The organism is Cecembia rubra (genome assembly GCF_003014575.1).
GTDB classification, from domain to species: Bacteria; Bacteroidota; Bacteroidia; order Cytophagales; family Cyclobacteriaceae; genus Cecembia_A; species Cecembia_A rubra.
Genome location: NZ_PYGF01000001.1, coordinates 873,497 through 886,960, shown reverse-complemented (window position 1 = coordinate 886,960; position 13,464 = coordinate 873,497). Strand labels below are relative to the sequence as shown.

12 protein-coding genes are annotated in these 13,464 nt (G+C 40.8%); all 12 read right to left on the bottom strand.

The features are described 5' to 3' along the window. Positions 1-2: 2 nt before the first annotated feature. The 12 genes from CLV48_RS03670 to CLV48_RS03610 all read right to left on the bottom strand — a co-directional run bounded on the left by CLV48_RS03670 (position 3) and on the right by CLV48_RS03610 (position 13,324). On the bottom strand, positions 3-1,406 hold the full coding sequence (locus tag CLV48_RS03670) for an MBL fold metallo-hydrolase (RefSeq protein WP_106565845.1): 1,404 nt from the start codon (positions 1,404-1,406) through the stop codon (positions 3-5). A 131-nt stretch (positions 1,407-1,537) separates the two neighbouring features. Further along, entirely contained in the window at positions 1,538-2,152 is a 615-nt protein-coding gene (locus CLV48_RS03665; RefSeq protein WP_106566128.1) for a class I SAM-dependent methyltransferase, read from the bottom strand. A 401-nt stretch (positions 2,153-2,553) separates the two neighbouring features. Continuing rightward, complete coding sequence (moaCB, locus tag CLV48_RS03655) at positions 2,554-3,471, bottom strand: bifunctional molybdenum cofactor biosynthesis protein MoaC/MoaB (protein ID WP_106565843.1); 918 nt, start codon at positions 3,469-3,471, stop codon at positions 2,554-2,556. Positions 3,472-3,684: 213 nt separating this feature from the next. Continuing rightward, positions 3,685-5,187, bottom strand: coding sequence for an MFS transporter (locus CLV48_RS03650; RefSeq protein WP_106565842.1), 1,503 nt, complete (start codon positions 5,185-5,187; stop codon positions 3,685-3,687). 36 nt (positions 5,188-5,223) lie between these two features. Beyond that, a complete protein-coding gene (gene mobA / locus CLV48_RS03645; RefSeq protein ID WP_106565841.1) occupies positions 5,224-5,820 on the bottom strand; it encodes a molybdenum cofactor guanylyltransferase in 597 nt (198 codons plus the stop codon). A gap of 178 nt (positions 5,821-5,998) precedes the next feature. Continuing rightward, positions 5,999-7,177, bottom strand: a complete 1,179-nt coding sequence (locus CLV48_RS03640; protein ID WP_106565840.1) for a molybdopterin molybdotransferase MoeA — start codon at positions 7,175-7,177, stop codon at positions 5,999-6,001. 116 nt (positions 7,178-7,293) lie between these two features. Then, positions 7,294-7,548, bottom strand: coding sequence for a DUF6755 family protein (locus tag CLV48_RS03635; RefSeq protein WP_106565839.1), 255 nt, complete (start codon positions 7,546-7,548; stop codon positions 7,294-7,296). Positions 7,549-7,553: 5 nt separating this feature from the next. Further along, entirely contained in the window at positions 7,554-8,066 is a 513-nt protein-coding gene (locus CLV48_RS03630) for a QcrA and Rieske domain-containing protein (RefSeq protein WP_106565838.1), read from the bottom strand. A gap of 12 nt (positions 8,067-8,078) precedes the next feature. Continuing rightward, on the bottom strand, positions 8,079-8,648 hold the full coding sequence (locus tag CLV48_RS03625) for a 4Fe-4S dicluster domain-containing protein (protein ID WP_106565837.1): 570 nt from the start codon (positions 8,646-8,648) through the stop codon (positions 8,079-8,081). Between the two features lie 20 nt (positions 8,649-8,668). Beyond that, positions 8,669-10,885, bottom strand: a complete 2,217-nt coding sequence (locus tag CLV48_RS03620; protein WP_106565836.1) for a molybdopterin oxidoreductase family protein — start codon at positions 10,883-10,885, stop codon at positions 8,669-8,671. Between the two features lie 11 nt (positions 10,886-10,896). Next, positions 10,897-11,952 (bottom strand): MFS transporter, encoded by a 1,056-nt coding sequence (locus CLV48_RS03615; RefSeq protein ID WP_106565835.1) that lies wholly within the window; start codon positions 11,950-11,952, stop codon positions 10,897-10,899. Between the two features lie 31 nt (positions 11,953-11,983). Then, entirely contained in the window at positions 11,984-13,324 is a 1,341-nt protein-coding gene (locus CLV48_RS03610) for an MFS transporter (protein ID WP_106565834.1), read from the bottom strand. Positions 13,325-13,464: the final 140 nt, after the last annotated feature.

Genomic DNA, 13,464 nt, shown 5'->3' with positions numbered 1-13,464 from the left:
TATTAACCTTTTATCAATTCTGCTTCTTTGGCAGACCAGTCTGCCCATCCACCAGCATAGTTTTCGACATTATCGAAGCCGTTGGCTTTCAAAATGGAGTAGGCAATTGCTGCTCTAGCTCCACTTTGACAATGGATTACTACTTGTTGTTCTTTGGAAATTTTGTCCAAATTCTGTGGTAATTTACCTACGAATAAGTTGTCTGCACCTTCAATATGGCCTTTTTTGTACTCAGCCACTCCTCTTACGTCAATTACCTGTACATTACCTTCTGCAATTTTGGCTTCTACAGCATCTTTATCGATCGGCTGGAAACTTTCCAAATTACCTTTTTCATACTCAGCCAATTGTGCAGGAGAGATATAACCGTAGAAGTTGTCCAGACCGATTCTCATCAGTTTTCTTGTCAAATCTTCCACTTGTCCTTCTTCAGCGATCAAAACGAAGTTCTCATCATAGCTCAAGTACCAACCCATCCAGGTTGAGAAAGAGTTATTGTTGGTAATGCTGTAAGTACCTCTTAGGAATCCTTCCGCATATTCCTGCCAAGGTCTGGTATCAATGATTTTCAATCCTTCAGCTTTTACTTTTGCATAAGCTTCTTTGGACAGGTTTTGAACTTTTGGAACTGCTGTCAACAATTTTCTTTCCACCTTGTTCAATTTCTTCATCATCGCGAAGTACTTTGGTGGTTCAGGTTGATCAGCCAATAGTTCTTTGGTAAATGCAGTTTTATCATTTAACAATTGTAAAGCCCAATTTCTGATTTTTTCGTAACCTACAGTGGTCATAGGAACTGCACCAAGTGCTTTTCCACAGGCAGAACCAGCACCATGACCTGGCCAAACTTGGATAAAGTCACCCAATTTGCTGAACTCCTGGAGGGAATCATACATTTGGGCTGCACCTAGGTCTTGCGTACCTTTGAGGCCAGCCGCTTGTTCCAATAAATCAGGTCTTCCTACATCACCAACGAAAACAAAGTCTCCGGTGAACAGCATCACAGGTTCACTGGATGCAGGTTTGTCGGTCAACAAGAAGCTGATACTTTCTGGAGTGTGTCCAGGAGTATGGATAACTTCAAAAGTCAGATTACCCATTTTTACGACATCACCACCTTTAATTTTATTATGGGGAAACTCATATTTCCAGTTTTCATCGCCTTCATCAGAAAGGTACATTTCAGCGCCGGTCAATGCAGCCAACTCCCTTGAACCACTCAAGAAATCCGCATGGATATGGGTTTCCAGAATATGTGTGATTTTCATGTTGTTGGCATTGGCAATCTGAATATATGTATCTACATCTCTTTTAGGGTCAATTACTGCCGCAACACCATGTGCCTGGCAACCGATTACATAACTGGCCTGGGCCAAACTTTTGTCATAAACTAATTCGAAGAACATATGCTATTTCTGTTTTGATTTTTCGTTTTGTTTGAAATTATAAGACAAAATTCAGCAATTTCTAATTCGGTTTTTGTGAGAATTGTTACTTTTCAGCCTTATTCAAAATTTATCCGGAGCTGATAGTCCATTTATTTCCTTTTGAGACAGCAGAAACTATAGTTTTGAGTTACGCCGGAAGGGGTAATGTGATCCGTATTAAAACTTTTTACGCAATCAAAGGACATGCTAAAAGTTTCTGCCAGTGCTACTGTTGAATACCTTTGGACTGGAAGTCCGCTGCAGGTTTCTGGTCCGGTTTCTGAAAAGACCCCAATAAACAGCCATCCTCCCGGTTTAATATGCAGGGATGAAATTTTAAGGTAGATGTCGATTTTTTCTTTATCCATCAAAAAATGGAAAACAGCCCTGTCATGCCAAACATTATATTTCCGATCCGGATTAAAATCTATAATATCTGAATGTATCCATTCGATTTTATCTGCATTTTCCCCCAACCTTATTTTCGCTTTTTTCAAAGAGGTGGAAGAAATGTCAAGGACAGATATATCCTTATAACCTAAGGCCAACAAATGATCAACCAATAAACTGTCACCACCTCCTACATCTAAGATAGCTGAATTTTTGTTAATCCTGAATTCTTCAATTAGATCGAGAGAAACAATTGGTTTTTCCTGGAACCAACCAACTTTTGTGGTATCCTTAGTTTCATATACATTTTCCCAGTGGTCCTTTGTTACTGCCATCAATTCTGTTTTTTTTATGTTGCTTGTAAGTTGATGGAACTCTTCCAATTTCTTAAATCCTATGAACTGGTTTGTGACAGAATGTCTAAGATTAACAACTGGCCTTTACAGCAAAGAAACTGGAGGATTATTAAAGTTGGAAAGGGAGGGAGATTTGCAGTTATACCACAATCCCCACTCCCTTATGATTTTTAACCTCTCAAATTTTTTAGCTTGTATGGATCGCTTGAAGAATCAAAATGAGACCCTTTTGAATAAATAGCTATTTTGTTAGTATTTCAGAAATACATTTACTCTACAACTATACCCTCAATTGTCTAATCAACCATTTCTTAACTAGGTAATCCATTAAGCCAACAAGCCCTAGACCCACAACTTAACCAATTTCATAATCTCCAAGTTCATTCATGCCTAAAAGCCGGCCCCTCCATGACCCTAAAAATATGCAAGATAGCAGGGAAAATAGCATCCATGGATTCTTCTGCTCCTTTTGTAGATCCCGGTAATGCAAGAACAAGGGTTTTGCCAATCAATCCTGCAACAGAACGGGATAACATGGAGTAGGGGGTTCTTTGCTGACCGTAAGCCCTTATAGCTTCCTCAATTCCAGGTACTTCTGTTTTTAGGAGCGGCTTGATGGCTTCAGGAGTTACATCTCTAGGTGAAAGTCCCGTTCCTCCTGTAAAAATGACCATATTGACTTTTTGTTCCACATATTGGTTTAACCGATTCCGTATCTCGTTTACTTCATCAGGGATGACAAGATAATCGTGGATTTGTACCTTGGAATTTTCAAGTTTTCTGATGATGGCTTTTCCTGCACTGTCTTCCTTCTTTCCGGCAGCTATAGAATCGGAACATACAATGACAGCCGCTTTAAGAACCTGAATGTTTTCTTTTGAAAAATCAGTTTTGCCTCCTTTTTTCTCTATCAGTTTAATTTGCTCAATACTGATTCCTTTATCCAATGGCTTGAGCATATCATACATCGTCAAAGCCACTACTGAGGCCGCATGCATGGCCTCTACTTCTACGCCTGTTTTGTAAATGGTATGGATTTCAACAAAAATGAAAATTTGTAAGTCTTTGATTTCATAACTGACTGCTGTGAATTCTACCGGTAATGGATGACAGTCAGGAATCATATCCGCAGTCCTCTTTGCTGCAAATAATCCTGCGACTTTGGCCATTTCAAAGACATCTCCTTTTGGAACCTTCTTTTCAATTACAGCTTGAATGGTTTCCTGGGAACTCACCTTTACTATGGCCTGGGCAATGGCTTTTCTTAAGGTGTTGGATTTATGTGTGATGTTGATCATTTTTCAGTAATTAAAATTGAGAGGCCAGAATTCTGGAATGAAGTTAGATTCATTGTACTGGACCCTAGATTCAGGATTAATCAAATTCCATTAGGAAGAGGTTTACATTTTTTCAATTGATTAGCCTACGAAATTACCTGTTTCCAGTATATTTCCTGATGACAATTCTTCAAGAAATAGGTTCAATAAGGTTAAATGAAATTTAATATCTTTCTATTTCACCCGATCAATTTTATTGGCTATTTCAGGGGATTCTGCTTTGATTAGTTTTCTGGTCACCTGCAACATCCAATATAGGCAAAGTACAGATAAGATAAACATCAGGATCCAACTACTCGTCCAGAGACCTGTCCAATCAAGTAGGTAACCAAAGAGGATTGGGCAGACAAACCCTCCAAGGCCACCGATGACGCCTACCATACCACCTACAGTGCCCACTTCATTTGGGAAGTAATCTGGTATAAACCTGTAAACACCTGCTTTTCCAATTCCCCAGACGATACCGATCAAAAGTACGAGAATGGCATAAACCCACATATTGGCTTCAAAAGAAATCTGTGTCACTCCTTTAGCAAGCAATTCTTTTTTAACTACTTGTTGGCCTTCGGTAACTACGGGTTCCTGCCAATTATATTTTTGGGGCAGGAATGATGCCAAGGTATTAGGATCTTCCATTTTTTGATTGGCCAAAGCTTTGGATGCCAATCCATAGCTTTTTTCCTCTACTATAATTTCACGGTCACTTACTGATTGGACCTGGCCTGCTCTTTCAGCCATAATTCCTTTACCCGGTGTTATGATATCCATCCGAGGTACCATCAAAAGGGCTGCCAAGATCACTGACCAGCGGAATGTGCCCAACATGACCCTCCTGGCTCCAATTTTGTCACTCATCCATCCTCCCAATACCCTAATTACCCCGGAAGGGAATGAAAATAGTGAGGCAAAAAGCCCTGCTACTACCAAACTTGCCCCATAGACATTTACAAAATAAGGCACCAACCACTGTGCAAATGCAATGAAACAACCAAAAACAAGGAAATAATAGAAACCAAACCTCCAAACGCGGATACTTTGTAGTGGTTTTAAGATCTGGCCCATAGTGCGGGCAGGTGCTCCGGTCTTCTTATTTACTGAGAACAAAATAAATATAAAGGCCATCAATACTAGCACTCCGGCATAGTACTGGGGCAATAGCCGCCAGTTTTCCGGGTTGGAACCATGGTCAGTGAACCTGTTCAAAAGGGTAGGAGCCAAAAGCGTAGTCAGCGCTGCTCCGGCATTTCCGGCACCGAAAATACCCAAAGCCCTTCCCTGCCAATTTTTGGGAAACCATACAGAAGTATAGCCAATACCTACAGCAAATCCAGCACCAGCAAATCCAAAGAAAAAGCTTAAAATAGCATAAAAAATAAAGCTGTCCACATAAGCAATCAAATACATTGGAATGGCACAAAACAGCAATAGGCCAGCAAATATCCATTTCCCCCCATATTTGTCAGTAATAATTCCTAATGGTAACCTCAATACAGCACCGGTAAGGATAGGAATTCCTAGCAACCAACCAATTTCTACCGGTCCCCACTCAAAAATACTGTTATCAACAAGGTAGGTGACCATTACACCGTTAAAAGTCCAAACAGCAAAACAAATAGTGAATGCCAATGTATTTAAGAAGAGCATTCTATAAGATAAGGAATTGATATTTTCTTGCATAGTCTGTGGTTTTTGGTATGGAAGTAGATGGGCTGATTAATTTTTTTTAAGTCTATTATCCCTCCAAGCCGTGGCCTTCTCCTTGTCTTGGGGACTGTTGATATTTTGGAAAATTTCAGGTTGATTTTGATATTCTTCGTCCAGGTTGATCTTCAGATGAGCTGTGCTGAGGATAAATTGCTGGAATTTCAATCTTTCATTTTGAAGATGTAAATGGATAATCTGACGAAGATTTGCCGGATAGATTCCTGGAAAAGGAAGAATATTATTGTGCAGTTCCGAAATGATAATCGTATTATCCTTTTTTTGCGCAATTAGCGCTTTTATGACCTCAAGGCTTAGAAAAGGCATGTCACAGCTCATTAAGAGCACAAATTTTGAAACGGCATCACACAAAGAGGTATAAAGTCCGCCCAATGGTCCCTTTTCAGGTATTAGGTCTTTGATTACCGGAAAACCAAATTGCTTATATTGATCATGGTGAGCTACAATCTTTATTGGAAGGTTTAAGATACTCACTCGGTCCAGCATATGCTTGATCATAGGCTTTCCTAGGAGGTCGATGAGACCTTTATCCTGACCCATGCGTCTGCTTTTTCCCCCTGCCAAGATGTAAATACTCAAATCATCCATGCTATTTTCTATAAATGATAATTCACCACAATTAAATACTTGATTTTCAGTGTTTTGTAAACCTATTACAATGTTCTATATCCATTATCATTTTGAAACAAGAATAATTTCATTGGTTAAGTTTTCCTATGTTAACCGGTTAAATGAAAATTAGCTTTTTGGTCTTATTATCAATGGATTACCAGTAATAAACGGCAATTTTTTCCCCTGCTTTCAACTGTTCAATTTCTTCCGGTATTTCTGCAAGGCAATTGGCAGAACCAAAAGAAATCAGGTTAAAGGATTCTTGCCCGTTCAGAATATGTACTACTCCATGTTCCACTTTTGCCTTTAGGAAAAAGGTTAGTCCAGCATTCCGTATGAAGTCATTTGCTATTGGCAGGACTTCATGGGCACTCCAGGAAGATGTATGCCCCATCCATTGTAACAGGGATGGTCTGACATATTGATTAAAGCAGGTAATTACTGATGCAGGATTTCCAGGTAGAGCAAATACCATTTGCCTCCCTTTTTTTCCTGCAAATAATGGTTTTCCGGGTTTTTGCCTGATTTTATAAAACAACTCCTTTACACCGGCATTTTCTAAGCCATTTTTCACAAAGTCATAATCCCCCACAGAAATACCTCCCGTCAGTAATACCAAATCTGCTTTTGCTAAAGCTTCTTCTATGATCTTTTGGGTGGCTTTAGGTTCATCTTCAGCTTGATAGGATAAGATATCTTGGATTCCAAGTTTCTTGAGATAGGATTCCAATACCGGACGGTTAGAATTATAGATTTGTCCAAAAGCCAAAGGTTTTCCAATCTCCTGTAATTCATTGCCGGTAATGATAATGGCTACCTTTGGTGGAGAAAATACTGGTACTTCAGATATTCCCACAGAGGCCAGTAAACCAATGGTTCCAGGGGTAATTTGGCTACCTTTTTTTAAAATGACTTCCCCGGTTTTTGTCTGTGCACCCTTAAACCTTACATTGCTGCCTTTTTGGAATTTACCCTTATCTATTATTCTAATAAGGTTTCCTTCCCGATGAACAAATTCCTGAGGAATTACGGTGTCAGATCCTTTAGGTAGCGGAGCACCGGTAAAAATTCTACCAGCTTTACCATATTGAAGTTGATGTTGTTTCCCGTTTCCAGCGGCAATTACATCTGTTATTTCCCAAGTATCTAAATTATCCTCCCAAGTAATTGCATACCCGTCCATAGCAGAATTATCAAAAGAGGGGACCTCAATGGGAGAGAAGATGTCTTCAGCTGCTATTAAATCCAACGTTTTTGAAAGGGGGAGATGTTTAATCTCTCCAGTTGAAACAGTAGCTTTTAAAATATCCTTTGCCTGGTTTACTGAAATCATTATTTGAAGTGAAAATGGATAAACGAAGCTAAATTAAACAGAAAAGCCCAAATGGACTTTTCTGAAAGGTTTATGTTTGAATTTGAGTCTTCGTTTTGATATTGAGACAATAGGTATTATTCCTTAATTCTTGGCTTTCTGGGTTCCGGCAAATAACGCAAAAGCCAAGCCGCAGTAATGAATAAAACCAAGGATCCGATGAATGTGCCAACAGCTATGTTAAAGTTGTCTGTCAAGGCATTGTTCAAAGCAGAATAAAGAAACCAAATCTGAATGCTCACCAATAAAACAAGTAAAAGGATAATACCTGTCATTAGGGTATTGGTTTTATTTGGGTGTGCTTCTTTTTGAGAATATCTAAAATTGCTCATAGTGATTAGGCTTTATGGCTTTTTGCTTTGACAAACACTTTTCCATTCTCTACTACCACGTCCAATTGGGGTAAGGGCCGTGGTGGAGGTCCTTGTGTAACTACTCCAGTCCTTGGATCAAAATAACCTTTATGACAAGGACATTCTATCAGATCCAAATCTTTCCTATAAATGACTGCACATGCCAAATGGGTGCACTTTTGCTCAAAAGCTCTCCATTGTCCATCTTCCAAATGGATCAGAATATAAGGAATGACTTTATCTCCTTCTATGTCGAACTGCAACATTTCACCCATGGGCAACTGATTTTCTTCACAGATAAAATGCTGACCTTCCAATTCTTTTTCCGGGAAGGCAATGCTTTTGAGTACGATGGCACCATTGCCCAAAGCTAAAGCACCAGAAAATAGCGTAAGGAATTTTGCAAACTCTCTTCTGGAGACATGGGTAGCTTCTTCCTTGTCAAATGGAAAATCATTTTTCCATTTTGGGGTTATATCTGAATTGTCTTTTTTCATAAATAGCGGTGATTAATGCACTTTTAAATAATTGCTGCCTTTGGGCATCATGATTTTAACTTTTGTTTTAACCTCTTGATTTCCGAAAATAAAGGTATCTACAGGCACACTGTCAGGCCTTTTAAGTTCAATTTCTTCTCTAGTCCCAAAGAACAGCGCACCACTTGGACATACTGTTGCACACATTGGTTTTTTACCCGCAGAAGTTCTGTCATAGCACATGTTGCATTTCATCATGAGCTCTGCTTTTTCCTGTTTTTGGGGAACACCAAATGGACATGCAAGGACACAGTTAGAGCAACCTATACATCTGGATGTTTCGGCAGTATGTACTACTCCAAATTCATCTTTGGATATGGCATCTGCTGGACAGACATTGGCACAGGCAGGGTCTTCACAATGCATGCACACCTGCACGGTAGTTTGTGTGGAGACGGCCCTTTCCACATAATGAATATGGATCATGCTTTCCTGACCGTTGGTTTCGCATTCAGCACAAGCCATTTCGCAGGCATGGCAGCCAATACAGCGCTGCATGTCTATGAAAAAGCCCATTTGCTGGTCGTATTTGGTTACTGTCATAACAAGGTAGATTTTGTGGTTTATGAACTTTGGTAAGCACTTCTTTCCTCAGCTGGTGCTGCTTTTTTTCCGGTAGGAATTAGCTGACAGGCACATACCTTAAATTCCGGAATTTTTGAAATAGGGTCTAGGTCACCCACAGTCAGTTGGTTGGCTGAATGGCTTCCTCCCCAGTGATAAGGGATGAAAACAGTATCAGGTCGGATAGTCTCTACAATTTGGGCAGGAAAAGTAGCCTCACCACGCCTCGTTCTGACAGTTATCAAATCCCTGTTTTGGATATTGTATTGAATTGCCAAACTGGGATGGATTTCCAAAAGGGGTTCTGGATATTGGTCGACCAATTTACCAATTCTTCTGGTTTGGGTTCCGCTTAAGTATTGGCTGACAACTCTTCCTGTGGTCAGGATTACTGGGAAATCTTTATCCACTACTTCAGCAGGCTCTTTGTACGCAACAGGATTGAACCTGGCCTTTCCATCTGGAAAAGCGGATTTCTTTTCTTCCCAAAGTCTAGGTGTTCCCGGATGGTCTTCAGAAGGGCATGGCCAAAATACGCCCATGTTCTTCTCTATTTTTTCATAGCTGATGCCATAGTAATCTGCAGTACCACCTTTGGAAGCGACACGAAGTTCATTGAAAACAGCTTCTGAGTTTTCAAAATTGAACTTGTCACCTGCTCCAAGTCTCCTTGCCATTTCAATCAGGATATCACTGTCTTTTCTAGCCTCTCCCGGAGGATCAATGGCTTGGTTGATTTTGACCACTCTGCCCTCTGCTGTAGTGACTGTACCTTCTTCTTCTTCATGGAGAGAGCCCGGCAAAATCACATCCGCATGTCTTGCTGTTTCGTTGAGGAAAAAATCTATGGCGACATAGTACTCCAATTTTTCAAATGCTTCCCTTACAAAATTGTTATTGGGCAGGGAAACAATCGGATTGAAGCAAATGCTGATCAGACCTTTGATTTCTCCACGGTGGATGGCTTCTATGATTTCATAGGCAGAGAGGCCCATACCTGGGATTTCTTTTTCTTCAACTCCCCAAACCTCAGCGATATATTTCCTGTGTTCAGGATTGCTGATATCTCTGTTTCCGGGTAGCTGATCACATTTATGTCCATGTTCTCTACCTCCCTGTCCATTACCTTGACCTGTAATGGTGCCATAACCACAGTATGGTTTTCCTATCCTTCCAGTAGCCAATACAATATTGATACAGCTCAGGACATTGTCCACCCCTTTGGTATGGTGTTCTATACCTCTGGCATGCAAAAGAAAGGAGGTTTTGGCTTTGCCCCACCAAGTAGCAGCCTGCAGGATTTTTTCTTTTTCAATTCCTGTGGTCTTTTCAGCCCAATCCAGGTCATAATCCTTTACAGCCTCAGCAGCAGCCTCAAATCCATTGGTATGTTTCTCAATAAATTCGTGATCAATCCAATCATTGTCCACCAATTGCTTTAGAATAGCGCCAAATAGTGCTGAATCACGTCCAGGCTTCACCGGTAGGTGGAGGTCTGCAGTTCTGGCTATAGGAGTGACCCTTGGATCAACTACTATTAATTTGGCGCCATTGTCTCTGGCCTGCCAGATGTAGTGCGTAAGGGTAGGGAAACATTCGCTGACATTTGACCCGGCAATGATGATGACCTCTGCATGTTTGAGGTCTGCCCATGAATTGGAAATTCTGTCCAGTCCAAAAGCTTTTTTATTTCCTGCCCCAGCACTTACCATACATAGACGGCCATTGTAATCCAGGTTTTTAGTTTTGAGGGCAAGGCGTGCAAATTTGCCTACCATGTAGCTTTTTTCGTTGGTCAGGGAAACACCTGACAGCATTGCAAAGGAATCATTGCCGTATTGGGTCTGGATTCGACGGATTTCACTGATGGTCCGTTCCATGGCATTGTCCCATGTGATGGGCTCAAAACCCTTTCCTTCCACCCTTTGATAAGGCTGGAGCAGGCGGTCCGGATGGTTGTTTTGCAAGTAGCGTTGTACACCCTTTGGACATAGTCTGCCTTCGTTGAAGGGGAATTCCATCCAAGGCTCAAATCCGGCAATTTTGTTATCTTTGACTTTGAGCTGAATACCGCATTGCATGGCGCAAAAGCAACAATGGGTCTTTACCAATTTGTCTGGTTCATGGGAACCTTCAAAGCCTCCCATTGGTGTGTAGTGCTTCTTGGGCCCGAATTTATCAATTATCTTTTCTGCTGAAATAGGTAGCTTTGCCATAGTTTTGATTTTTATCCAAAGAATTTTCCTGATGCCTTTCTTGCCTCAAAATGCGCTTTGGCAAGGACAGATCTTTTTCCCTCTGGAGACAGATCAAGGTGGTTTGTACCATCTGCCAAGGTGAAATCAAATCCCAATTCTTTGGTGACTGTTTTCAGGTCATTAATATGTGTCTGTGAAGCAAACTCTGCTTTCGTATGAGGACATACTGCCATGCCCCTTTTGCTTCCTTCAATTTTATATAGATTGGCACCCAATTGGGCCAATCTTTGGAAAATGTGAAAGAATTTGCCAAAAGGCATCCAGATCAAGAAGAGTATTACTGTAATGGCATGTGTCACAGCCATAAATTGATGGGTTCTTCCTTCCAGAAAAGTATAATCATAACCAATTCCCAGTCCTGTGACTGAAATGGCAATCAATAATACCAAAGGAAGCCAATCTCCATCCAATGATTGGGTAGCAATCAAACCCCCATCTTTAACCCTTCTCTTCATCATAATGATAGCACCAATGATGACCGGTATGGATGTGAAAAACAGGGCTTTAAAGGCCAGTATGGAAATAGGTCCCCCTAATTCAAAGGAGGCAACTTTAAATCCGAAGAAGTTGGCATTATAGATATCATAAGTGCCGGGTTCAAGCGTGAAATGGATCCATCCAAAAGTCAGAGGAATTGTAATGGCAAACGAAATCAGACAGCCGGAAGCCAAAAGGAAATGCCCCCACCAGCGGGTTTTACTTCTGTATGCTATAAACCTTTGGAAAAGGATATTTCGGAACAGTAGGTATATAGACCTGGTAGCATAAGTTAAGAAGTCTTTACTGAACAGAAACTGCATACTTCTTCGCCAGTAAAGCCTTGTAGGTGGTCTTTGAAGCCAGACTGAATATCTATAAGCAATACCAAAAACCGCGAATACTGTACCGAAAAGATAGGTTATCAATGCAGCATCAAAATTCTGTAAGTTTCTGGAACCTATAAAAACCAAAATAACAACTGCTAAGGCAGCAATGGTAGCTTTAATAAATGCTACCTTATTAAGGGTTTGGAAAAGCTTGAGCATATTGTGGTTATGGTTAGTTACTTTGAATCGGTTACGATGGCCTTTCTGAGCCCTTCCTATCGTAGAAGTACCAGTTAATAAGGGTTGCGATCACAAGGAAAACTCCCAATATCCAGAAAAAGCCTTCTGCATTTCCAGTGCTTCCGATAAAGGCACCAAGAGATAGTGAGAATATGAATGGACCGTAGGCAGCAATGGCTGCCGTCCAGCCTATTACACCCGCTGCTTGCCTGGGGTTATGCTTAAATATAATAGGAAATTGTCTAAAAGTCGAGGCATTTCCAATTCCAGTGAAAAAAAACAAGGCCATCATGGTGCCGACAAACATTGGAAATTGCTCCATTCCTGTGGGATTGACCAAGCCAAATGATAGCATTACGGCAACACTGGCCAAAAGCCCAATGCCTGTAATAGTGGTTAATACTGCACCACCGGTACGGTCTGCAACAAAGCCAAAAAGAATCCTTGAAGCTGAACCGATCAATGGTCCATAAAAGGCATATTTTAATGGATCCAAGCTAGGGTCGAAGTTACCATAAAGTACCTTCATCAAGAGCGGGAATGCAGCCGAAAGGCCTGCAAATGTACCAAATGTCATGAAGTAGGTAATGGTACAATACCAAGTATGTTTATCTCTGAAAATATCCAGCTGTTCTTTGAAAGAAGCTTTGATGGGTATGCTTTTAAGGTATTTCCAGCTAATAATTGCTATAATGATCAGTAGGGGAGCATACCACATAGCACCACTTTGTAAATAGATTTCCTTAGTAATACTTTCTCCCGTCACCTTATCTACGCTTTTGAAAAGCTGTGGAGCTCCATATAAGGCCACCCCAATCATAATTGGTGTCATAAATTGTGCAATACTTACACCGAAGTTCCCTAGACCTGCCTGAATACCCAATGCAGTGCCCTTCAATCTGGCAGGGAAGAACATATTGGTAGAGGGCATGAATGAAGAAAAATCACCTCCTCCAAATCCGGCCGTAAGGGCCAATACTACAAATATCCAAAAGGGTGTACCGGGATTCATCACCGCCAATCCGATTCCTATGACCGGAATGAGCTTGATTAATGTAGCTATGGTAATCGTGTGCCTGGTCCCATAAATAGGAATCAAAAAGGTATGGACAATCCTCAGTGTCCCTGCCGCTAGACCTGGTAAAGCTGCCAGCCAAAAAAGCTGGTTGTCGGTGAACTGAAATCCAACACCAGGCAGCCTTGTGACAATAGCACTCATCATAAACCAAGTTGCAAAAGACAATGTCAATGCAATAGTAGTGATGCTTAGGGTACGCCAGGCGATTTTTTTTCCTGTGGATTCCCAGAAGTTGTTATCCTCAGGATTCCATTCTTTGAGCCATGTAGCCATAGTTTCTTGATTTTATTGGGGACAAAGGTACCGAAGCCCGCTAGGGCAAAACCTGACGAAAGTCATATAAAACTATGATTCAAATGGCCCTGTTGATAATTTTGTAAAGGATAAATTTGTCCTCTAAATTGATATAATTA

What these genes read in the sequence shown, in the direction of transcription:
- CLV48_RS03670 (WP_106565845.1), bottom strand. Translation starts at nt 1,406, where the DNA reads ATGTTCTTCGAATTAGTTTATGACAAAAGTTTGGCCCAGGCCAGTTAT.
- CLV48_RS03665 (WP_106566128.1), bottom strand. Translation starts at nt 2,152, where the DNA reads ATGGCAGTAACAAAGGACCACTGGGAAAATGTATATGAAACTAAGGAT.
- moaCB (WP_106565843.1), bottom strand. Translation starts at nt 3,471, where the DNA reads ATGATCAACATCACACATAAATCCAACACCTTAAGAAAAGCCATTGCC.
- CLV48_RS03650 (WP_106565842.1), bottom strand. Translation starts at nt 5,187, where the DNA reads ATGCAAGAAAATATCAATTCCTTATCTTATAGAATGCTCTTCTTAAAT.
- mobA (WP_106565841.1), bottom strand. Translation starts at nt 5,820, where the DNA reads ATGGATGATTTGAGTATTTACATCTTGGCAGGGGGAAAAAGCAGACGC.
- CLV48_RS03640 (WP_106565840.1), bottom strand. Translation starts at nt 7,177, where the DNA reads ATGATTTCAGTAAACCAGGCAAAGGATATTTTAAAAGCTACTGTTTCA.
- CLV48_RS03635 (WP_106565839.1), bottom strand. Translation starts at nt 7,548, where the DNA reads ATGAGCAATTTTAGATATTCTCAAAAAGAAGCACACCCAAATAAAACC.
- CLV48_RS03630 (WP_106565838.1), bottom strand. Translation starts at nt 8,066, where the DNA reads ATGAAAAAAGACAATTCAGATATAACCCCAAAATGGAAAAATGATTTT.
- CLV48_RS03625 (WP_106565837.1), bottom strand. Translation starts at nt 8,648, where the DNA reads ATGACAGTAACCAAATACGACCAGCAAATGGGCTTTTTCATAGACATG.
- CLV48_RS03620 (WP_106565836.1), bottom strand. Translation starts at nt 10,885, where the DNA reads ATGGCAAAGCTACCTATTTCAGCAGAAAAGATAATTGATAAATTCGGG.
- CLV48_RS03615 (WP_106565835.1), bottom strand. Translation starts at nt 11,952, where the DNA reads ATGCTCAAGCTTTTCCAAACCCTTAATAAGGTAGCATTTATTAAAGCT.
- CLV48_RS03610 (WP_106565834.1), bottom strand. Translation starts at nt 13,324, where the DNA reads ATGGCTACATGGCTCAAAGAATGGAATCCTGAGGATAACAACTTCTGG.